The organism is Streptomyces sp. NPDC051018 (genome assembly GCF_044456085.1).
GTDB lineage: Bacteria > Actinomycetota > Actinomycetes > Streptomycetales > Streptomycetaceae > Streptomyces.
The window spans coordinates 35517-56599 of record NZ_JBITFN010000001.1 but is presented as its reverse complement, the minus strand read 5'-3'; the positions used below and the strand labels follow the sequence as shown (position 1 = coordinate 56599).

Sequence of the window (21083 nt, the reverse complement as noted above, 5' to 3'; positions counted from 1 at the left end):
GGTTCGAGCTACTTCCCGTGCGCGCCTCGGCCGCCGTGCGGGGCACCCGCCCGGCCGTCGTACTTCTCGTACGCGTCGACGATACGGCCGACCAGCTTGTGCCGGACCACGTCGTGCGATGTGAGACGCGAGAAGTGGACGTCGTCGACGCCGTCCAGGATGTCCTGGACCTGCCGCAGACCGCTCTTGGTGCCGTTGGGCAGGTCGACCTGGGTGACATCGCCGGTGATGACGATCTTCGAGTCGAAGCCGAGCCTCGTCAGGAACATCTTCATCTGCTCGGGGTTCGTGTTCTGCGCCTCGTCCAGGATGATGAAGGCGTCATTGAGGCTGCGGCCGCGCATGTATGCCAGCGGCGCGACCTCGATCGTCCCCGCGGCCATCAGACGCGGGATGGAGTCCGGGTCGAGCATGTCGTGCAGCGCGTCGTACAGCGGGCGCAGATACGGGTCGATCTTCTCGTAGAGCGTGCCGGGCAGGAAGCCGAGCCGCTCGCCCGCCTCGACGGCGGGACGGGTCAGGATGATCCGGGTGACCTGCTTGGACTGCAGGGCCTGGACCGCCTTCGCCATCGCGAGATACGTCTTGCCCGTACCGGCCGGACCGATGCCGAAGACGATCGTGTGCTTGTCGATCGCGTCGACATAGCGCTTCTGATTGAGGGTCTTGGGGCGGATCGTGCGACCGCGGCTGGAGAGGATGTTCTGTGTGAGCACCTCGGCGGGGGTCTCCCCGGCGCCGTCCCCATCGCCGTTGGCCTCCGCCCTGAGCATGGCGATCGAGCGTTCCACCGCGTCCTCCGTCATCGGCTGTCCCGTGCGGAGCACGAGCATCATCTCGTCGAACAGTCGCTGGATGAGGGCGACTTCCGCCGCGTCCCCCGCCGCGCTGATCTGATTGCCCCTGACATGGATGTCGACAGCCGGGAAAGCTGCCTCGATCACGCGCAGAAGGGCGTCACCCGAGCCGAGAACCGTCACCATGGGATGTTTGGCGGGGACGGTGAAGTGGGCTCGCGCCTGCCCCGAGGGGCTCTGAACTGTGGGTGTCTGAGTCATGGGCCGGCACTGTGGCCTGCACATACCTCCTGTCGCAGGGTTCTCGCTGCTCGACAACCTCTGGGACACCCAGCGTACGACGCCACACCGACAACGGCCGAGGGCTTTTCACGCGGGATCGCCCCACCGCCCCGGACGGGCGCGTCCCGGCGGCGGCCCGGGGTCACCGGTCCCGGCCGGTGGTCAGGGCACCCGGCCACGGGGCGAGGTCGCGGAACACGGCGCTCCGCGGGACCGCCGCCCGGAGCCCCGGTGATAGTCCATGCCGGTGACCGGGGGCGGTGCGGCGGGGACTCCGGGGGCCAGGGACCCGGGGGCGCCCGGGCCTCGCACGGGCGTACGGCCGGGTTTCTCGGTGGGCCCGCACGAGCCTCGCGCGGGCTCGGAGCCATGGGCACGGTCCCGGCGAGGGGTGGGGCGGTCACCGTACGGCCGGGACCGTCACCGACGACCGAGGCGGTCACCGTACGGCCGGAGGATCACCCCGCGCCCGCTCGCCCGGCCTCCCGGGCTCAGGCAGGGCTGCGGAAGCCGATCGTCGGGACGGCCCGGCGCAGCGGCCAGGGCCTGACCGGGGAGGGCAGCAGCCGGTCCAGGAAGGCGTACCGGCGCAGAGCCACCGGACCCTGACCGGGCAGGCTCCGGACGTACTGCCACCAGGCCGCGATCTCCCACCAGCCCGGCGCGGAGAGGGACCCGCCGAACTCCTGCACCGACAGCGCGGCCGTCAGCCCGGCGAAGGCGAGCCGGTCGGCGAGCGGCCAGCCCGCGAGCGTACCCGTGACGAATCCCGCCACGAACACATCACCCGCGCCCGTGGGGTCGAGCGCCTCCACGGCGATGGCCGGGACCTCGGCGCACTCCCCGGTCGCGCCGTCCACCGCGAAAGCGCCCTCCGCGCCGAGCGTGACGACCGCCACCGGCACCCGTTCGGCCAGTTTTCGCGCCGCCGCCCGGGGACACGAGGTGCGGGTGTAGCGCATCGCCTCCTCGGCGTTGGGCAGGAACGCCTCGCAGTGCTCCAGATCGGCGAGGTCCGCCGGGTCCCAGCGGCCCGACTCGTCCCAGCCGACGTCGGCGAAGATCCTCGTTCCCTTGCGCGCCGCCTGGGCGATCCAGTCGGCGCGGCCGGGCGTCAGGGAGGCGACGGCCGCTCGGGAACGCGGCGGGTGGTCGGGGGCGGACTCGGGCGGAGGCGCCTCGTGGCCGTGGGACACCATCGTGCGCTCGCCCTCGTACGCCATGGACACGGTGACGGGCGAGTGCCAGCCGGGCACGGTGCGCGACAGGGACAGATCGATGCCCTCGCCCTGTTCGAGGGCGTCCCAGCAGTACTCCCCGTAGTGGTCGTCCCCGAACGCCGCCGCGAGCGAGGTCCGCAGGCCGAGCCGGGCGAGCGCGGTGGCCATATTGGCCACTCCGCCGGGGCTGGAGCCCATGCCCCGCGCCCAGGACTCGGTACCGCGGACCGGCGCGGAGTCCAGTCCGGTGAAGATGATGTCCAGGAAGACGGTTCCCGTGAGGTACACGTCGCAGCCGGGGTCCGCGGGGGTACGGAGGGCGGCCAGGGGGTCGACACAGGGGGATGGGAGGACGGTGTCCGCGGCCGGGATGCCGTCGAGGCGGGCATGGGGACCGAGGCGCGGGCCGTGGATACCGCGCGTGCCGTGCGGGCCGGATGAGCCCGGGGTGCCGTCCGGACTGGGCTGCTCTCCGTGTCGGGTCGTCACCGCGCCCCTCCTGTGCCTGGTGCAGGTCAGGCCAGTGTGCCAAATCCACGCGCAGGGGCGCGCGTGACGGCGCGCGGGAGGGGAGCGTGCGCCCCTGTCGGGGCGGTCACGGCCGGGCGGGGCACGACAGCAGAGCGTGGCGGGCTGTGGGCGGGCCGCACACGGGCCGTCCCGGGGGCCGGGCAGGCCGCGGGCACGAGTCGGACGCGGGCACGAGATCCGGACGAGATCCGGACGCGGTGCGTCGGGAGACGGCACCGGCCCGGGGTCCCACCCCGCCGGGCGTCCGTCCCCGACCGGCCATGGACACGCCCGCCATCCCCCGCAGACCACGAACACACCGGCCATGGGCGACAAAGGCCCTGCGGGTCCGGGAGCGGGCGCCGGCCGGACGGTCCGGACAGGCCCCGCCCCCGCCCCCGCGCGTCCGGTGCCGCTACTCGGGCGGCCGCACCCCGAAGTCGTACGCCTCCACCTCGGCGATCAGCCGCGCCCGCCGCTCCTCGTCGTCCTCCAGGAAGGACACCTCGAACGAGTTCCGCGCCAGTTCGCGCAACCGCTCGTCGTCCAGTCCCAGCGCCTCGCGCACCGCGTGGAAGGTGTCACCGATGTAGCCGCCGAAGTACGCGGGGTCGTCGGAGTTGACCGTGCACAGCAGCCCGGCGTCCATCATGTCCCGCAACGGGTGCTCCTCCAGCATGTCGATGGCCCGCAGCCGTACGTTCGACAGGGGGCACAGCGTCAGCGGAATCCGCTCCCGGGCCAGCCGTTCCACGAGCTCCCGGTCCTCCGTGCAGCGCAGCCCGTGGTCGATCCGCTCCACGCCCAGGACGTCCAGGGCCTCGCGGATGTACGACGGCGGGCCCTCCTCCCCCGCGTGGGCGACCTTGCGCAGTCCGAGGGCCTCGGCGGCGGCGTACACCTCGCGGAACTTCGACGGCGGATGCCCCGCCTCCGCCGAGTCCAGGCCGACGGCCGTGATGTGGTGGAGGTACGGCTTCGCCTCGTCCAGGGTCCGCATGGCGGACTCGGCGGACTCGTCCCGCAGGAAGCACATGATCAGCCGGCCCGAGATGCCGTACCGCTCCTCGCCCGTGGCCAGCGCGCGGGCCAGCCCCTCGACGACCGTGCCGATGGGGACGCCCCGGGCCGTGTGCGCCTGCGGATCGAAGAAGATCTCGGCGTGGCGGACGCCTTGGGCGGCGGCGCGGGCGAGATAGGCGTCGGCGAGTTCGGTGAAGTCGTCGTGGGTCCGCAGGACCGCCGTCAGACCGTAGTAGAGGTCGAGGAAGGACTGGAGGTCCTGGAAGAGATAGGCGCGGCGCAGCTCCTCGGTGTCCCGGTACGGCAGTTCCACGCCGTTGCGCGCGGCGAGCGCGAAGGCGAGTTCGGGTTCCAGGGTGCCTTCGATGTGCACATGGAGTTCGGCTTTGGGCAGCGGCACGGGGGTGACCTCGTCGTTCAGGGGGTGCGTTTGGGGAGCGGAACGCGCAGCAGGTCGGTGGCGACGGTGAGTTCTCCGTCGAACCCGGCCGCGCGCGCCTGCCGCTCGAACTCTCCGGCGTCGGTGTAACGCTGTGAGAAGTGTGTGAGTACGAGGTGGCGTACGCCCGCGTCCCGCGCCGCGCGGGCGGCCTGTCCCGCCGTCAGATGGCCGTGGTCGAGGGCGAGCTGCTCGTCCTGGTCGAGGAATGTCGACTCGATGACGAGCATGTCGCAGCCCTCCGCGAGGGCGTGGACGCCGTCGCAGAGCCTGGTGTCCATGACGAACGCGAACCTCTGGCCCCGGCGGACCTCGCTGACCTGCTGGAGCGTGACGCCGCCGAACACGCCCTCGCGCTGGAGCCGGCCCACGTCCGGGCCCGTGATGCCGTGGGCGGCGAGCCTCTCGGGCAGGATCCGACGGCCGTCCGGCTCGGTGATCCGGTAGCCGTACGACTCGACGGGGTGCGACAGCCGACGGGCCTCGATCCGGTACGAGGGTGTCTCGGCGAGGACCCCGTCGGCGGTGACGGGGCCCTCGGTCAGTGACACGGTCTCGCGGTAGGCCGTCGCGTACCGCAGCCGCTCGAAGAACTTCCGGCCGCTTCCCGGGTAGTGCGCGGTGATCTCGTGCGGGACGCGGTCCAGGTTGATCCGCTGGATCACTCCCGCGAGTCCAAGGGAGTGGTCACCGTGGAAGTGGGTGACGCAGATCCGGTTGATGTCGTGCGCGGCGACCCCGGCGCGGAGCATCTGGCGCTGGGTTCCCTCGCCGGGATCGAACAGGATGCCGTCGGCGTCCCAGCGCAGAAAGTAGCCGTTGTGGTTGCGGTGCCGGGTGGGCACCTGGCTGGCGGTGCCGAGCACCACGAGTTCTCGTACGGACACGCCGGTCGCCGCTATCCCGGGGGCCAGGCGAAGCCACGGCCGCCGAGGAGGTGGGCGTGCGCGTGGAACACCGTCTGCCCGGCGCCGGACCCGGTGTTGAACACGATCCGGTACCCGGTGCCGTCGGCCTTCTCCTCCGCGGCGACCTCCCCCGCCTCCCGCAGCACATCCGCCGCGAGAGCGGGCTCGGCCGCGGCGAGCGAGGCGGCGTCCGGGTAGTGGGCCCGCGGGATGACGAGTACATGGGTGGGCGCCTGGGGATTGATGTCCCGGAACGCGACGACGGTCTCGGTCTCCCGCACGATCGTCGCCGGCACCTCCCCCGCGACGATCTTGCAGAACAGGCAGTCAGCCTGCGGTTCTCCCGCCATTGCCGGGGTTCCTCCTCGTTTCCGACCGATACGCCAGCATGGTATCCACCACGCTTCCCCCGCCCGCCCCCCACCGGCACCCGAAGGCCAGGTGCACAGTCCCGGCCCCACCTCACCGCCCTCCAGGGCGCACCGCGCACATCCAGCGCCGCCGGCGTTCGAGGCGCACCGCGCACACCCCGCCGTACCGCCCTCCAAGGCGCGATGCGCACAACCCGCGCCGTCGGCGCCCGAAGGCCCGGCCCACACTCCCGGTCGACCCCACCGCCCTCCAAGGCGCGGCGCGCACATTCAGCCTCGCCGCCCTCCAAGGCGCCATGCGCACAACGAGCCTCGCCGGCGTTTGAGGCGCGGCCACAATCCCAGCACCACTGCCCCTCAAAGCGCGGCGCACACCCCGCTCTCCCGCCCTCCAAGGCGCGGCGCGCACATTCAGCCTCGCCGGCGTTTGAGGCGCGGGGTCCGGGGCAGAGCCCCGGAAAGGGCCCGAGCCCGGCAGGAGGGCTGCGGCGCAGGCCACCCGAGCCACGGCAACCCGGAGCAACCGGACCCCGGGACCCACCCGGGCCACCGGACAGCCGGGCAACCGGACCCCGGGACCCACCCGGGCCACCCGCCCGTCCGGCGATCGAGGACGTACGGGGTGACGGACCCCGGTCACCACAACTCCACCGCCTACTTCTCGGGCGTCACCGTCACCGTCTCCGTCACCGTGACGGTCACCTCCGGCCGCCCCCCGGGCCGCTCCGTCCGGGACGGCATACCCCCTCCGCCCCCGCTCTCCCCCGCGCTCTCACCCCCGCACTCACCGAGGTACCTCGCCTCGAAGGCGAGCTCGCCGTTCACCCGCGCGGTCATCCGTCCCCGTACGCAGACACCCGAACGCTCGTCCGTCACCGTGCCCTTGAGCGTGATCCGCTGCCCGGAACCGGTCTCTCCCTCGCAGTCGACGGTCGCGGCGGCGCGCCCGCCCGGGGACGCGGAGGGCGACGCGGACGAACCGCTTCCGCCGGCCCCCTCAAGCGTCGCCGTACAGCTGAACCAGCTCACGTCGAACCCCACCCGCTCCAGCGTCCTCGTCGCCGTACGGTCGGTGGTGACGGCGACGGCGGCGGAACTGAGCCCATCGGCCGAGGGCTCACAGCCCGCCACCCCCGCCACTACCGCAACCACCGTGCCCGCGACGCCGATCGCCGCCCACAGCCGCCGAAGGCGCCCGCGCGCCGAGGCCGTTGTCGTCCCCCGGGTCGTTCCCCGGTCCATGCCCAGCATGGGGGAAGCCTGGCAGCGGGCGGCGAGGAGTAAAAGAGTGGTTGCGGACACAGACGGCCCGTACGGTCGGAGGATGGGACGAAAGCTGATCCGCCCGCGCCGGCTCGTCGTCGACTCCGACACCGTCTGCGTGTGGACCGTGCGCCATCGCCACGGAACCTCGGGCCCGGACGGCAGCCGCACCTGCCATACGGTGCTGTCGCTCTGGCGGGAGGGCACGAAGTCCCGTCTGGGCATCGTGTTCTCCCAGGCCGAGGGCCGTGTCATCGCGGACGGTTACGTCGACCACGGCGCGCTCGGCGACTCGGCGCACCACTGGCTGAACCTCCACGAGCCGGGTGTCGTACGCCGGTTCGCGGACGAGGCCGCGGCACGGGGACTGCTGCCGGCCGCCGGTTCGGCTCCGGGAAACCGGGAGGTGGACGGCTGGCCGCTGTTCGACGCGGTGGTGGCCGGGAGCGGGGCCGGTGACACCGCGCTCGCCACCCGTACGGACGGCTGACCGGCCCGGGACGCGGCCGGACCCCACTCCGCCGTAGAGGACGACCGGTCCTGTACGGACAGCCGGGCCCAGAGGGACGGTTACCCCTCCGTACGGCGACGCCCGTACGAACACCCGCCCCGTACGTACCGTCGAGCCCGCCCTCGGGGTCCCACCCCCGGTCAAACCGGCAACGTTCCGCCCGGCTACGACCAGCGTCCCGTGCGCCCCAGCAGCAGCGCGACCCCCGCCGTACCCGCCGTGGAGGTCCGCAGCACGCTCCGGCCCAGCCGGTACGGCTTGGCCCCCGCCGCCGCGAACACCGCCAGTTCCTCCGGTGAGACGCCTCCCTCCGGGCCCACGACCAGCACGATCGAGCCCTCGGACGGCAGGGGTGCCGTGGCGAGGGGCTCCGCGCCCTCCTCGTGGAGCACGGCGGCGAAGTCGGCTCCGGCGAGAAGGGCCGCGATCTCCTTGGTCGTCGCCGCGTCCGCGACCTCGGGGAAGCGGAGCCTGCGCGACTGCTTGCCCGCCTCCCGGGCGGTGGCCCGCCACTTGGCGAGGGACTTGGCCCCGCGCTCGCCCCTCCACTGGGTGATACAGCGCGCGGCGGCCCACGGCACGATCGCGTCGACACCCGTCTCGGTCATGGTCTCGACGGCGAGTTCGCCGCGATCGCCCTTGGGAAGGGCCTGGACGACGGTGATACGGGGCACGGGCTCGGGCTCCACCGGAAGGCTCTGCACCCGCACGGTCAGCCGGTCCTTGCCCTCGGTGCTCAGGACGGCTCCGGCCGCGCCCCGGCCGAGGCCGTCCGTCAGAACGATCTCCTCGCCGGGCTGGAGCCGCCGTACGGAGACGGCGTGCCGCCCCTCGGGCCCGTCCAGGGTGAGGACCGAGCCGGGGCCCTCGCCCTCCAGTGTGCCGACGACGAACACGGGCGCGGTCATCCGGACACCTCCCCCGACAGCAGGTCACGCGCTCCCCGTCCGGTGTCCCGGCGGGGAACGCCTCCGGGACCGGTCCCGCCGCCCGTCACCGGGGGCTCACCGCTGGCGCCTCCCCCGGGGTCCGTGCCGGAGACATCCGCGGCCGGCCCGGGGGCGCCCGGCCCGGCGGCCGTCTCCTCCATGAGCACCTCCACCAGCCGCCCCGCCGGCAGATCGCGTGCCAGCCGGTGCCCCTGCCCGGCCCACAGCGACATGCCCTGCGCGTCCCCCGCCCTCGCCGCCGCCTTGCGCAGCCCGCTCGTCAGATGGTGGACCTGGGGGTAGGCGGCGGGGGCGTACGGGCCGTGTTCGCGCATAAAGCGGTTCACGAGCCCGCGCGCGGGCCGCCCGGAGAAGGCCCGGGTGAGATCGGTCCGGGCGAAGAGCGGGTTGGTCATCGCCTGCTTGTGCAGGGGGTGCGCGCCGGACTCGGGGCAGACCACGAACGCGGTGCCGAGCTGCGCCGCCGTCGCCCCGGCCGCCAGGACGGCCGCGATCTGGCTGCCGCGCATCAGACCGCCGGCGGCGATGATCGGCAGCCGTACGCTCTCCCGTACGAGGGTGATCAGCGTGAGCAGGCCGATGCCGGTGCCGTCCCTCGTGGGGTCGTCCCGGTGGGTGCCCTGGTGTCCCCCGGCCTCGATGCCCTGGACGCAGACGGCGTCCGCGCCCGCCCACTGCGCGACCTGCGCCTCCTCGGGTGTGGTGACCGTGACGACGGTCAGGGTGCCCGCCTTGGCGAAGGATTCGAGCACCTCCTGGCCCGGGCAGCCGAAGGTGAAGGAGACGACCGGCACGGGGTCGTCCCGCAGGATGGCGAGCTTGGCCTCGTAGCCGTCGTCGCCGCCGGACTCGGGGTCGCCGAGCGGGGTCTCGTACCAGGAGGCCTCTCCCGCGAGCTGATGCCGGTAGACCTCCACCGTCGCGGCGTCGGCGCTCTGCTGCTGCGGCATGAAGAGGTTCACTCCGAAGGGCCGTCCCGTGAGCCCCCGGATCTGTTTGATCTCCTGGTACATGCCGTCCGTGGTCTTGTACCCGGCGGCGAGGAAGCCGAGCCCTCCTGCGTCGGACACGGCGGCGGCCAGCTGGGGACCCGACGCGCCGCCCGCCATGGGGGCCTGCACGATCGGACAGCGGCGGAGATCGGTCAGTACGGAGGACGCGGGGGGCGCGGAGGACATGCAGGCATCGTGCCACCGTGGGCCCGATACCGCCGAATCGGGCCCGGTACGCCCCGGGGGAGGCGGGTTTACCTGCTCATGGCCCCTCGGTCCGGATCCGTACGGTCACGGGGAAGGCCGCGGTCCGACCGGTGGCACGCCGTGACCGGGCGCCGGACCGCCACCGCGAGGCCGCGCAGGTCCGCGGGACCGACGGCACGTTGCCGGGCAGGTCCGCGGGACCGCGATGCGCTGCGGACGTACGCGACGGCCGCGCGCGCTCCCCCGCCCGGGTACGGCGACAGCACCCGGCCCCTGCCCGGACCCGCTAAGCCGTACCGCCGGCTGCGGCCTACCGGCCGTTGAACGCGTCCTTCAAACGGGAGAACAGCCCCTGCTGCCCCGGCTGGAACTGCCCCATCGGGCGCTCCTCGCCCCGTAGCTTCGCCAGCTCCCGCAGCAGCCGCTCCTGCTCCGCGTCCAGCTTCGACGGGGTGGTGACCTCGACATGGACGATGAGATCGCCGCGTCCGCCGCCCCGGAGATGGGTGACCCCGCGCGTGTGCAGCGGGATCGACTGCCCGGACTGGGTCCCCGGGCGGATGTCGACCTCCTCCATGCCGTCCAGCGTCTCCAGCGGCACCTTCGTACCGAGCGCGCCCGCCGTCATCGGAATGGTCACCGTGCAGTGCAGATCGTCGCCCCGGCGCTGGAACACCGGGTGCGGCAGCTCGTGGATCTCGACGTACAGATCGCCCGCGGGCCCGCCACCGGGGCCGACCTCGCCCTCGCCGGCGAGCTGGATCCGGGTGCCGTTGTCGACACCGGCGGGGATCTTCACCGTCAGGGTTCGGCGGGAACGGACCCGGCCGTCGCCCGCGCACTCGGGGCACGGGGTCGGGACGACGGTCCCGAAGCCCTGGCACTGGGGGCAGGGGCGGGAGGTCATGACCTGGCCCAGGAAGGACCGGGTCACCTGCGAGACCTCACCGCGGCCACGGCACATGTCACAGGTCTGGGCGGAGGTGCCCGGGGCCGCGCCCTCGCCGCTGCACGTCGTACAGACGACGGCGGTGTCGACCTGGATGTCCTTCGTCGTGCCGAAGGCGGCCTCGTTGAGCTCGATCTCCAGGCGGATCATGGCGTCCTGGCCCCGGCGCGTACGCGAACGCGGGCCGCGCTGGGACGCCGTGCCGAAGAAGGCGTCCATGATGTCCGAGAAATTCCCGAACCCTCCGGCGCCGAAACCGCCCGCGCCGCCGCCCGCCTGGGACAGCGGGTCGCCGCCGAGGTCGTAGACCTGCTTCTTCTGCGGGTCCGAGAGCACCTCGTAGGCGGCGTTGATCTCCTTGAACCGCTCCTGCGTCTTCGGATCGGGATTGACGTCCGGGTGGAGCTCACGCGCGAGCCGCCGGAATGCCTTCTTGATCTCGTCCTGCGATGCGTCGCGGCGTACGCCGAGTACGGCGTAGTAGTCCGTGGCCACTTACGACTCCGCCAGGATCTGTCCGACGTAACGTGCCACTGCGCGTACCGCTCCCATCGTTCCGGGGTAGTCCATGCGGGTCGGTCCGACCACGCCGAGTTTGGCGACTGCCTCGTCGCCCGAACCGTAGCCGACGGCGACCACGGAGGTGGAGTTGAGCCCCTCGTAGGCATTCTCGTGACCGATCCTCACGGTCATGCCCATTCCGCCCGACTCCTTGGCCTCGCCGAGGAGCTTGAGGAGGACGACATGCTCCTCCAGCGCCTCCAGCACGGGCCTGATCGTGAGCGGGAAGTCGTGCCCGAAGCGGGTCAGATTGGCGGTGCCGCCGATCATCAGCCGCTCCTCGGTCTCCTCGACCAGAGTTTCGAGGAGGGTGGAGAGCACGGTGGAGACCGTACCCCGGTCCTCCGGCTCCTCGAAGGAGTCGGGAAGGTCCTGCACCAGCTGCGGCACATCCGCGAATCTGCGTCCCACGACCCTGCTGTTGAGCCGGGCGCGCAGATCCGCGAGGGCGGTGTCCCCGAAGGGCGCGGGACAGTCGATCATGCGCTGCTCGACCCGTCCGGTGTCCGTGATCAGCACGAGCATCAGCCGCGCGGGCGCGAGGGAGAGCAGTTCGACATGGCGGACGGTGGACCGGGTGAGCGAGGGGTACTGCACGATCGCGACCTGGCGGGTCAGCTGCGCCAGCAGCCGTACCGTACGGCCGACGACGTCGTCGAGGTCGACGGCTCCGTCCAGGAAGCTCTGGATCGCGCGGCGCTCGGCCGAGGACAGGGGCTTGACCCCGGCGAGCCGGTCGACGAAGAGGCGGTACCCCTTGTCGGTGGGGATGCGTCCGGCGCTGGTGTGGGGCTGGGCGATGAAGCCCTCCTCCTCCAGCACGGCCATGTCGTTGCGCACGGTGGCCGGGGAGACGCCGAGCTTGTGGCGCTCGGTGAGCGCCTTGGAGCCGACGGGCTCCTCGGTGCCGACATAGTCCTGGACGATGGCGCGCAGCACCTCGAGTCTGCGTTCGCTGAGCATCGCGCACACCTCCAGCTGATGTCCCTCGGTGGTTCTCCGGTCACTGCCTGGCACTCACGCCGTCCGAGTGCCAGTAATTTCCCCGTGCCAGTGTACGGCTGCCCGGTACGGCGCCAGCAAGGGCGGCCAACCACGCTACCGTGCGCCCTGTCCTGGTCTTTGCCAGTAGCGTCGCGCTATGGACGTCGGTTGGGAAGACCTCGGCTGGGAGCGTCTCGCCGAGGGGGTGGGCAGGCGTCGCCTCCCTGGCTGGGACGCGACCTGTGGGCTCGTCGTCGGCACGGAGGGCGTACTCCTGTACGACACGGGCTCGACGCTCCGCGAGGGCGCGGAGCTACGGGCGCAGGCGGAGGCCCTGCTGGGGGCCACAGGCCCCGGGGAGGGCCCCGCGGGCGGGGGCGGAGGCGGAGCGGCCGTCCGGCGGGTGACCCATATCGCGCTGAGCCATCCGCACTTCGACCATGTCATGGGCACCGCGGCCTTCGCGGGCGCGGAGGTGTACGGAGCGGTGGGGGTCGACGCGCTGCTGCGGCGGGAGCGGGACGCGCTGCGCTCGGACGCCGCACGCCATGGGGTGCCCGAGGACGAGGCCGCCCGGGCCGCGGACCTGCTGGTCGCGCCGACGCACCTGGTCACCGGGGAGCGGACGCTGGACCTCGGCAGCCGTCAGGTGCTGCTGGCGAATGTGGGCCCCGGCCACACGGGCCACGATCTGGTGGTCCTGGTGCCGGGGAGCCCGGAAGTCGTCTTCTGCGGCGATCTGGTCGAGGAGTCGGGCGAGCCGCAGGCGGGTCCGGACGCGATCCCGTCCCGCTGGCCGGACGCGCTGGACCGGCTGCTGGCGCTCGGCGGCGAGGACGCGGCGTATGTGCCGGGGCACGGCGCGGTGGTGGACGCGCGGTTCGTACGGGCACAGCGGGACGCGTTGGCCGAACGCTTCGGAACAGGGCCTTCCGGTGCGTCGGCGTCCGGCCCGGATCCGGCGGCCGGTTGAGGATGTCCTGAACTCGCCCCCGGGGCCCCACCCAGCACAATGGGCGCATGCGCAGCTACAGCCCTGATCTGACGCCCCCTTGGAAGAAGTCCGCCTCCGCTCCCGAGGTCCCCGCCGATCCCGATCTGGTCGTGGAGGAGGTCACCACGGGCTTCTGCGGCGCGGTGATCCGCTGCGAGGCGGGCACGGTGACCCTGGAGGACCGCTTCGGCAAGCACCGGGTCTTCCCGCTGGACCCCCGCGGCTTCCTCCTGGAGGGAAAGGTGGTGACCCTGGTCCGTCCGTCCTCGGCGCCCGCGGCCCCGGCCCGTACCGCCTCCGGTTCGGTCGCAGTCCCCGGCGCTCGGGCGCGGGTCGCCCGCGCGGGCCGTATCTATGTGGAGGGCCGGCACGACGCCGAACTCGTCGAGAGGGTCTGGGGTGACGACCTGCGGATCGAGGGGGTGGTCGTCGAGTATCTGGAGGGCGTCGACGACCTCCCCGCGATCGTCGCCGACTTCGCCCCCGCGCAGGACGCCCGCCTCGGCATCCTGGTCGACCATCTGGTCCCGGGCTCGAAGGAGTCCCGGATCGCCGCCTCCGTCACCGGCGAGCACGTCCTGGTCGTCGGACATCCGTACATCGATGTGTGGGCGGCCGTGAAGCCGTCGTCGGTCGGTATCCCGGGGTGGCCCTCCGTCCCCCGTGGCCGGGACTGGAAGACGGGCGTCTGCGAGGCCCTCGGCTGGCCCCCGAACACGGGCGCGGCCTGGCAGCACATCCTCTCCCGGGTGCGTTCCTACAAGGACCTGGAGCCGGAACTGCTGGGCGCGGTGGAGCACCTCATCGACCATGTGACGGAGGCATGAGCGGGGGCGCGGGGGTGGTTGTGGCCGTTGCGGTGGGACCGTCCGTGACGGCTGCCTGTTACGTCTGTTACGGGTGCGGCTGTTCGTGACCGTCCGGCGCGTGTGACTGTACGGCCTCCTGTGACCGGCCGGGCGTGGCCGGTGCGCGGGTACGCCGCGGAGCGGTTCCGGGGGACCTCAGTCCACGAGTTCCCGGACCACCCCGTCCGCCAGCAGCCGTCCCCGCAGGGTCAGGACCCCGCGCCCCTCCTCGTACGCCGTGGGCTCCAGGAGGCCGTCCGACAGGGCCGTACGGGACGCATCCAGGCCGGCGGGCCGCAGCAGGGAGAGCGGTACGCCGTCCCGGAGCCGCAGTTCCAGGAGGATGCGCTCGACCCGGCGGTCCTCCGCCGTGAGGACCTCCCGGCCCGCGCCCGGCGACCGTCCGGCGGCCAGCGCGCCCGCGTACGCGCCGGGGTGCTTCACATTCCACCACCGCACTCCGCCCACATGGCTGTGCGCCCCCGGTCCGGCGCCCCACCAGTCGGCTCCGCGCCAGTAGAGCTCGTTGTGAAGACAGCGCCCGGCCTCGGTGGTGGCCCAGTTGGAGACCTCGTACCAGGAGTAGCCCGCCTCCGCGAGGACGGAGTCCGCGATCAGATAGCGGTCCGCGTGGACGTCGTCGTCGGTCATGGGCACCTCCCCGCGCCGGATGCGCCGCGCCAGCCCGGTGCCCTCCTCGACGATCAGCGCGTACGCGGAGATATGGTCCGGCCCCGCGCCCACGGCCGCCGCCAGCGAGGCCCGCCAGTCGTCGTCGCTCTCGCCCGGGGTGCCGTAGATCAGGTCGAGGTTCACATGGTCGAAGCCCGCCGCCCGTGCCTCGGCCACACATGCCTCGGGCCGCCCCGGTGTGTGCGTACGGTCGAGCACCTTCAGCACATGCCGCCGCGCGCTCTGCATGCCGAACGAGATCCGGTTGAAGCCCCCCTCCCGCAGCCGGGCCAGATACCCCGGGTCCACCGAATCCGGATTCGCCTCGGTGGTGATCTCGGCACCGTCCGCGAGCCCGAACTCCGTCCGTACGGTGTCGAGCATCGCCACCAGGTCCGCCGCGGCCAGCAGCGTGGGCGTACCGCCCCCGACGAACACGGTCCGCACCGGGCGGGGGTCGTCGCCGAGGACCTTGCGCGCCAGCCGGATCTCGTCGGCGAGCGTCTCGGCGTAGTTGTCGCGGGAGGCCAGGACGCCGCCCGAGCCGCGCAGCTCGGTCGCGGTGTAGGTGTTGAAGTCGCAGTAGCCGCAGCGCGTCGCGCAGTACGGCACATGCAGATAGAAGGCGAGCGGCCGGTCGCCGGATCCGTCGAGGGCGGACGCGGGCAGCGACCCGTCCTCGGGCACGGGCTCGCCGTCGGGCAGTACGGAAGGCATGTCACCCATTGTCCGTCACCGCGGGCGCCCGCCCGGCGGAACGGTCCGGGGGGCCGCGGGGGCGGTGTCCTGCCCCGGGAATAGACCCCGGGGCCGGTGTCGGAACCGGAGATTCGGGGAGGTACAGGCCCGGGGAGCCTGGGACCAGGGCACGGGGTCCGGCGGGGGACGGGGCCCGGGAGCCTGTGGCCAGAGCACGGGGTCCGGGCAGGGACGGGCCCGGAGGTTCGGGACCGGGTGCCGATCCGGGGAAGGACCCGGGGAGGGGCCTGGCGGGGATTCCGGGCCCCTGGGGACGGGACCCGGGGACGGACGGGGCCGCGGGCACCCGGCCCCGTCCGTCCCCGGTGCGGGTGGCCCGGGACCCGGCCGGGGAGCCATGGAGAAGCCCGGGCCCGTGGCGGTGGCACCGGGGACGGGCTGGGGCCGGGTCATCGCCGGGCCCGGCAGCCACGGGCCCTCGGGGCACCCGGCGTACGCCGGCGCCCGGGTCCGCGTGGGCCCGGTCCGGGGGCCCGGTCCGGGTGAGCCGCCTCCCGGTCCGGGACCGGGTGGCGTGGCGCCGGTCCGGGTGGACCGGGCCCGGCCGGTCGCGGCACCGGGTCCGGTCCTGGTCCTGGTCCTGGTCCTGGTCCTGGTCCTGGTCCGACAGCGTGTGCCCTGCGCCCCCGACGCGCCCCCTTACGCCTCGCGCTGCCCCGCGTACATCTCCTCGATGAGGTTTCCGAACGTCCGCTCGACCGCCGCCCGCTTCAGCTTGAGGCTGGGCGTCAGATCGCCGTGCTCCACATCGAGGTCGCGCGGCAGCAGCCGGAACTGCCTGACCTCCTGCCAGCGCTGGAGCCCTTCGTTGAGCCGGTCGACATAGCCCTGGACCATCTCCCTGGTCGCGGGCGCGGCCAGCAGTTCCGTATAGGTGCTGCCCGCCAGGCCGTTCTCCCCGGCCCAGCCGAGGAGCGCCGGTTCGTCGAGCGCGATCAGCGCGGTGCAGAAGTTCCGGTCGGCGCCGATGACGACGATGTTGGAGACGAACGGGCAGGTCGCCTTGAACCGGATCTCCACCTCCGTCGGCGCGATGTACTTCCCGTTCGACGTCTTGATCAGGTCCTTCTTCCGGTCCGTGATCGTGAGATACCCGTCGGCGGAGAGTTCGCCGATGTCACCGGTGTGCAGCCAGCCGTCGGCCTCCAGGACCTCCGCCGTCTTCTCGGGCAGCCCGTGGTAGCCCTCCATGATCCCGGGGCCCCGCAGCAGGATCTCGCCGTCGTCCGCGATCCGCACCTCGGTGCCGGGCAGCGGTTTGCCGACCGTGCCGGTCCGGTACGCCTCGCCCGGGTTGACGAAGGACGCGGCGCTGGACTCGGTCAGCCCGTACCCCTCCAAGATGTGGATACCGGCGCCCGCGAAGAAGAAGCCGATCTCGGGCGAGAGGGCGGCGGAGCCGGAGACGGCGGCGCGCAGTCTGCCGCCGAACGCCTCGCGCAGCTTGGAGTAGACGAGGGCGTCGGCGATCTTGTGCTTGGCACGGAGACCGAACGGCGCGGACGCCGTCCCGGTACGGCGGAAGGTGTCCTGAGACACCTTGGCGTACTCCCGCGCGACGACGGCCGCCCACTGGAAGATCTTGTACTTGGCGCCGCCCCCGGCCCGCGCCTTGGCCGCCACGCCGTTGTAGACCTTCTCGAAGATGCGCGGCACGGCCGCCATATAGGTGGGCTGGACGAGCGGCAGATTCTCGATGATCTTGTCGATACGGCCGTCGACGGCCGTCACGTGGCCGACCTCGATCTGTCCGGAGGTCAGCACCTTGCCGAAGACATGGGCGAGCGGCAGCCACAGGTACTGGACGTCCTCCCGGCCGATCAGCCCGGTGGCGGCGATGGCCTTGGCCATGTACGACCAGTTGTCGTGCCGCAGCCGTACCCCTTTGGGGCGGCCGGTGGTGCCCGAGGTGTAGATCAGGGTGGCGAGCTGGTCGGCGGTGATCGCGTCGATCCGCTCCTTGACCACCCCGGGGTGCTTCTCCAGATAACGCGTCCCGCGCGCCTCCAGATCGGCGAGGGTGACGACGAAACCCTCGGGGTCGTCCGCGTCCCCCTCCACTCCCGCGGCGTCGATGACGACGACATGCGTGAGATCGGGCAGCCCGGAGCGGCGCTCACGGGCCTTGGCGAGCTGGGAGGCGTCCTCGGCGATCAGGACCCGGCTGCCGGAGTCGGAGAGGATGTACGCCGCCTCCTCGGCGGTCGTCGACGGGTAGATGGTGGTGGTCGCCCCGCCCGCGCACATCACACCGAGGTCGGCGAGGATCCACTCGATCCGGGTCGCGGCCAGCAGCGCGACCCGGTCCTCGGGCCGCACACCCAGATCGATCAGCCCGGCGGCGACGGCGTAGACGCGCTCGGCCGTACGGCCCCAGCTGAGCGACTTCCATTCGGAGGGCCCGTCGCCCGGCGCGGGGACAACGGGGTAACGGAACGCCTCGGCGTCCGGTGTGGCCTCGACGCGCTCGGCGAACAGCGTCGCCACGGACGGCGGACGATTCTCGATCATGGTCTGTGTGTCGCTCAAGACATCCTCCGGGCCTGCGGCAGCACTGCACACGACTGGCTGTTATGACTGGCGAGTAACCATCGAGTCGCGATCAGATTAGAACGCTCACAGCCAGTGCGTAAGGGGATACGTGCCGCCGCTTGATAACGAAGAGGCCATCGGCCGAACAGGCCGGTGACGGACCGGGCGGCGCGCCCGGGGATCACCGGGCCCCGTCGCCCACGAGGGGCATCACCAGCCCGAACGACGGCGGGGACGGGTGCCGGCGCCCTTCCGGAACGTGATACCGGGTGCGCCGGAAGCGGCTGGAGGGAAACCCGGGCGCATACGGCGGACGGGGTGGCGTCCGGGCGGGCAAGCGGGCGCGGGCGGCGCAGCGGGCGCGGGCGGGCCGGGAGGCGCCCGCCGCCGGTCGGGGGCGGACGCTCTCCCTCATGCGTGCTTCCTCATCGCGTACCTCCGCGGGAGCCCGCGTACCTGCGGCGGGTGAGCGGAGGCCGTACGGCGGATCGCGCCGGCCACGGCCGGTGCCTCCCACCCGGTACCGCGGAAGGCCGCTACTTCTTCGTCTTGCCGCCGCCGTCGTCGCTGGACAGCACCGCGATGAACGCCTCCTGTGGCACCTCCACGCTGCCGACCATCTTCATCCGCTTCTTGCCTTCCTTCTGCTTCTCCAGCAGCTTCCGCTTACGGGAGATGTCACCGCCGTAGCACTTGGCGAGGACGTCCTTGCGGATGGCGCGGATGGTCTCGCGGGCGATCACCCGGGAACCGATGGCGGCCTGGATCGGCACCTCGAACGCCTGCCGGGGGATCAGCTCCCGCAGCTTGGCGACGAGCCTGACCCCGTACGCGTACGCCGCGTCCTTGTGGGTGATCGCCGAGAACGCGTCGACCTTGTCGCCGTGCAGCAGGATGTCCACCTTGACCAGGCTCGACACCTGCTCTCCTGTGGGCTCGTAGTCGAGGGAGGCATAGCCGCGGGTCTTGGACTTCAGCTGGTCGAAGAAGTCGAAGACGATCTCGGCGAGGGGCAGGGTGTAGCGGATCTCGACACGGTCCTCGGAGAGGTAGTCCATGCCGAGCAGGGCGCCGCGACGGGTCTGGCACAGCTCCATGATCGCGCCGATGAACTCGCTGGGGGCGAGGATCGTGGCCCGCACGACCGGCTCGTACACGTCCGAGATCTTGCCCTCGGGGAACTCGCTCGGGTTGGTGACGGTGTGCTCGGCGCCGTCCTCCATGAGGACGCGGTAGACCACGTTCGGCGCGGTGGCGATGAGGTCGAGACCGAACTCGCGCTCCAGCCGCTCCCGGATCACGTCCAGGTGCAGCAGACCGAGGAAGCCGACGCGGAAGCCGAAGCCGAGAGCCGCGGACGTCTCGGGCTCGTACACCAGGGCGGCGTCGTTGAGCTGGAGCTTGTCGAGGGCGTCGCGCAGCTCGGGGTAGTCGGAGCCGTCCAGCGGGTACAGGCCGGAGAACACCATCGGCTTGGGATCCTTGTAACCGCCGAGGGCCTCCTCGGCGCCCTTGTGCTGCTGGGTGATGGTGTCGCCGACCTTGGACTGGCGGACGTCCTTCACACCCGTGATCAGATAGCCCACCTCGCCGACGCCGAGGCCGTCGGCCGGGAGCATCTCGGGCGAGTTGGTGCCGATCTCCAGCAGTTCGTGGGTGGCTCCGGTGGACATCATCCGGATCCGCTCGCGCTTGCCGAGGTTGCCGTCGACGACCCGTACGTAGGTCACGACACCGCGATACGAGTCATAGACCGAGTCGAAGATCATCGCGCGTGCGGGCGCGTCGGCGACCCCGACCGGGGCGGGCACGTCCCGCACCACGCGGTCGAGCAGCGCCTCGACGCCCAGGCCGGTCTTGGCCGAGACCTTGAGCACGTCCTCCGGGTCGCAGCCGACGAGGTTCGCCAGTTCCTCGGAGAACTTCTCCGGCTGTGCCGCCGGGAGGTCGATCTTGTTGAGCACGGGCACGATCGTGAGGTCGTTCTCCATCGCCAGATAGAGGTTGGCGAGGGTCTGCGCCTCGATGCCCTGGGCCGCGTCCACCAGCAGGACCGTGCCCTCACAGGCCGCGAGGGAACGGGAGACCTCATAGGTGAAGTCCACATGCCCAGGGGTGTCGATCATGTTCAGGATGTGGGGGGTGCCCTGTCCCGGGCCCTCGGTGGGCGCCCAGGGCAGCCGGACCGCCTGCGACTTGATGGTGATACCGCGTTCGCGCTCGATGTCCATGCGGTCGAGGTACTGGGCACGCATCTGCCGCTGCTCGACCACCCCGGTCAACTGGAGCATCCGGTCGGCAAGGGTCGACTTGCCGTGGTCGATGTGCGCGATGATGCAGAAATTGCGGATCAGCGCCGGGTCGGTACGGCTCGGCTCGGGCACGTTGGGAGGAGTCGCGGGCACGCAGGGTCCTGATTCTTGAGACGCCGGGCGTCTCGTCTCGGGCGAAGGCGGATCGATACGTAGCCTCCATGGTCCCACGCGTACGGGACTGCGCCCGGTTTGGGCCGCTCCGAGGCCGACTGGTAGCCTGACTAGCTGTGTCTCATGATCTCGTCCGGCTGACGTACGAGCTTCATCACCGGGACGCTCACTCAAAGATCAACCGAACCTGAAAAGGCTCTTTCGTGGCGAACATCAAGTCCCAGATCAAGCGGAACAAGACGAACGAGAAGGCGCGCCTGCGCAACAAGGCCGTCAAGTCCTCGCTCAAGACCGCGATCCGCAAGGCCCGTGAGGCGGCCGCCGAGGGTGACCTCGAGAAGGCCACCGTGGCCACTCGCGAGGCTTCCCGCAAGCTCGACAAGGCCGTTTCGAAGGGCGTCATCCACAAGAACGCCGCCGCCAACAAGAAGTCGGCGCTGGCGTCCAAGGTTGCCGCTCTCCAGGGCTGAGCACCACCGCAGTGACCCGGCACACCCCCTGCGGGTGAACCGCCGGACGACTTGATCGCCGGAAGGACCCGGGCGGGCCCTCTCTCTCCGCTCCCCGACCGGCGCACCGGACTCGCACTTGGACCTGCGTTCGCCACGCGGGTGCGAGCCCATCGGCAGTACTTTTCCCGAGGCCCCGGCCTCTTCCCCCGCCCTCCCCAGGGCACGGAAGAGCCCCCGGGGCCTCCGGTTTTCCCGCCCCTCCCCTGGTCCACTGGTTCCCGGTTCACCTGGCTGCCCGACGGCCCGACCTCGCGCCGGGGACGCGGCCGGGCCGGGGCACGCGGCTCGGGCCCGGCTCCGGAGGCCGACGGCTGCCGCGGGGGGTGTTACGGGCCCGCGCCCGTTCTGGACCCGCACCGCCTCAGGCCCGGGC

General features: G+C 72.1%; 17 protein-coding genes. 4 read left to right on the top strand and 13 right to left on the bottom strand.

From position 1 onward, the window contains the following. Window positions 1-8 precede the first annotated feature (8 nt). The 6 genes from ACIBCM_RS00230 to ACIBCM_RS00205 all read right to left on the bottom strand — a co-directional run bounded on the left by ACIBCM_RS00230 (window position 9) and on the right by ACIBCM_RS00205 (window position 6852). Window positions 9-1058: a PhoH family protein gene (locus tag ACIBCM_RS00230; protein ID WP_399238439.1), complete on the bottom strand. Its 1050-nt coding sequence runs from the start codon at window positions 1056-1058 to the stop codon at window positions 9-11. A 512-nt stretch (window positions 1059-1570) separates the two neighbouring features. Continuing rightward, window positions 1571-2671 (bottom strand): carbohydrate kinase family protein, encoded by a 1101-nt coding sequence (locus ACIBCM_RS00225; RefSeq protein ID WP_399239765.1) that lies wholly within the window; start codon window positions 2669-2671, stop codon window positions 1571-1573. Between the two features lie 553 nt (window positions 2672-3224). Next, on the bottom strand, window positions 3225-4232 hold the full coding sequence (locus ACIBCM_RS00220; protein WP_399238437.1) for an adenosine deaminase: 1008 nt from the start codon (window positions 4230-4232) through the stop codon (window positions 3225-3227). A gap of 17 nt (window positions 4233-4249) precedes the next feature. Beyond that, complete coding sequence (locus ACIBCM_RS00215; protein ID WP_399238435.1) at window positions 4250-5158, bottom strand: ribonuclease Z; 909 nt, start codon at window positions 5156-5158, stop codon at window positions 4250-4252. 11 nt (window positions 5159-5169) lie between these two features. After that, entirely contained in the window at window positions 5170-5529 is a 360-nt protein-coding gene (locus ACIBCM_RS00210; protein ID WP_399238433.1) for a histidine triad nucleotide-binding protein, read from the bottom strand. Window positions 5530-6204: 675 nt separating this feature from the next. Beyond that, window positions 6205-6852 carry a hypothetical protein gene (locus tag ACIBCM_RS00205; protein WP_399238431.1) on the bottom strand — a complete coding sequence of 216 codons (648 nt, stop codon included), beginning with the start codon at window positions 6850-6852 and terminating at the stop codon, window positions 6205-6207. 22 nt (window positions 6853-6874) lie between these two features. Here ACIBCM_RS00205 and ACIBCM_RS00200 point away from each other — a divergent pair, with 22 nt between their 5' ends. Then, window positions 6875-7303, top strand: coding sequence for a hypothetical protein (locus ACIBCM_RS00200; RefSeq protein WP_399238428.1), 429 nt, complete (start codon window positions 6875-6877; stop codon window positions 7301-7303). Window positions 7304-7488: 185 nt separating this feature from the next. On the opposite strand, the gene ACIBCM_RS00195 is transcribed toward ACIBCM_RS00200, so the two are convergent. The 4 genes from ACIBCM_RS00195 to hrcA all read right to left on the bottom strand — a co-directional run bounded on the left by ACIBCM_RS00195 (window position 7489) and on the right by hrcA (window position 11946). Beyond that, entirely contained in the window at window positions 7489-8232 is a 744-nt protein-coding gene (locus ACIBCM_RS00195) for a 16S rRNA (uracil(1498)-N(3))-methyltransferase (protein WP_399238426.1), read from the bottom strand. Further along, on the bottom strand, window positions 8229-9452 hold the full coding sequence (locus ACIBCM_RS00190) for a nitronate monooxygenase (RefSeq protein WP_399238424.1): 1224 nt from the start codon (window positions 9450-9452) through the stop codon (window positions 8229-8231). The genes ACIBCM_RS00195 and ACIBCM_RS00190 overlap by 4 nt, the downstream gene beginning before the upstream one ends. A 331-nt stretch (window positions 9453-9783) precedes the next feature. Next, complete coding sequence (dnaJ, locus tag ACIBCM_RS00185) at window positions 9784-10917, bottom strand: molecular chaperone DnaJ (protein WP_399238422.1); 1134 nt, start codon at window positions 10915-10917, stop codon at window positions 9784-9786. After that, window positions 10918-11946 carry a heat-inducible transcriptional repressor HrcA gene (gene hrcA, locus ACIBCM_RS00180; protein WP_389263799.1) on the bottom strand — a complete coding sequence of 343 codons (1029 nt, stop codon included), beginning with the start codon at window positions 11944-11946 and terminating at the stop codon, window positions 10918-10920. It lies immediately after the preceding gene. Between the two features lie 178 nt (window positions 11947-12124). Here hrcA and ACIBCM_RS00175 point away from each other — a divergent pair, with 178 nt between their 5' ends. Continuing rightward, complete coding sequence (locus ACIBCM_RS00175; protein WP_399238420.1) at window positions 12125-12940, top strand: MBL fold metallo-hydrolase; 816 nt, start codon at window positions 12125-12127, stop codon at window positions 12938-12940. 47 nt (window positions 12941-12987) lie between these two features. After that, window positions 12988-13788, top strand: coding sequence for a DUF3097 domain-containing protein (locus ACIBCM_RS00170; RefSeq protein WP_399238417.1), 801 nt, complete (start codon window positions 12988-12990; stop codon window positions 13786-13788). A gap of 177 nt (window positions 13789-13965) precedes the next feature. Here the strand turns inward: ACIBCM_RS00170 and hemW are convergent, their stop codons facing one another. The 3 genes from hemW to lepA all read right to left on the bottom strand — a co-directional run bounded on the left by hemW (window position 13966) and on the right by lepA (window position 20177). Beyond that, window positions 13966-15198, bottom strand: a complete 1233-nt coding sequence (gene hemW / locus ACIBCM_RS00165) for a radical SAM family heme chaperone HemW (RefSeq protein ID WP_399238414.1) — start codon at window positions 15196-15198, stop codon at window positions 13966-13968. 681 nt (window positions 15199-15879) lie between these two features. Then, entirely contained in the window at window positions 15880-17769 is a 1890-nt protein-coding gene (locus ACIBCM_RS00160) for an AMP-dependent synthetase/ligase (RefSeq protein ID WP_399238412.1), read from the bottom strand. 539 nt (window positions 17770-18308) lie between these two features. Next, a complete protein-coding gene (gene lepA / locus ACIBCM_RS00155) occupies window positions 18309-20177 on the bottom strand; it encodes a translation elongation factor 4 (RefSeq protein ID WP_399238410.1) in 1869 nt (622 codons plus the stop codon). Between the two features lie 224 nt (window positions 20178-20401). Here lepA and rpsT point away from each other — a divergent pair, with 224 nt between their 5' ends. Next, window positions 20402-20668: a 30S ribosomal protein S20 gene (gene rpsT, locus ACIBCM_RS00150; RefSeq protein ID WP_399238408.1), complete on the top strand. Its 267-nt coding sequence runs from the start codon at window positions 20402-20404 to the stop codon at window positions 20666-20668. Window positions 20669-21083 lie beyond the last annotated feature (415 nt).

What these genes read in the sequence shown, in the direction of transcription:
- ACIBCM_RS00230 (WP_399238439.1), bottom strand. Translation starts at nt 1,058, where the DNA reads ATGACTCAGACACCCACAGTTCAGAGCCCCTCGGGGCAGGCGCGAGCC.
- ACIBCM_RS00195 (WP_399238426.1), bottom strand. Translation starts at nt 8,232, where the DNA reads ATGACCGCGCCCGTGTTCGTCGTCGGCACACTGGAGGGCGAGGGCCCC.
- ACIBCM_RS00175 (WP_399238420.1), top strand. Translation starts at nt 12,125, where the DNA reads ATGGACGTCGGTTGGGAAGACCTCGGCTGGGAGCGTCTCGCCGAGGGG.
- ACIBCM_RS00210 (WP_399238433.1), bottom strand. Translation starts at nt 5,529, where the DNA reads ATGGCGGGAGAACCGCAGGCTGACTGCCTGTTCTGCAAGATCGTCGCG.
- hemW (WP_399238414.1), bottom strand. Translation starts at nt 15,198, where the DNA reads ATGCCTTCCGTACTGCCCGACGGCGAGCCCGTGCCCGAGGACGGGTCG.
- hrcA (WP_389263799.1), bottom strand. Translation starts at nt 11,946, where the DNA reads ATGCTCAGCGAACGCAGACTCGAGGTGCTGCGCGCCATCGTCCAGGAC.
- ACIBCM_RS00170 (WP_399238417.1), top strand. Translation starts at nt 12,988, where the DNA reads ATGCGCAGCTACAGCCCTGATCTGACGCCCCCTTGGAAGAAGTCCGCC.
- ACIBCM_RS00190 (WP_399238424.1), bottom strand. Translation starts at nt 9,452, where the DNA reads ATGTCCTCCGCGCCCCCCGCGTCCTCCGTACTGACCGATCTCCGCCGC.
- ACIBCM_RS00200 (WP_399238428.1), top strand. Translation starts at nt 6,875, where the DNA reads ATGGGACGAAAGCTGATCCGCCCGCGCCGGCTCGTCGTCGACTCCGAC.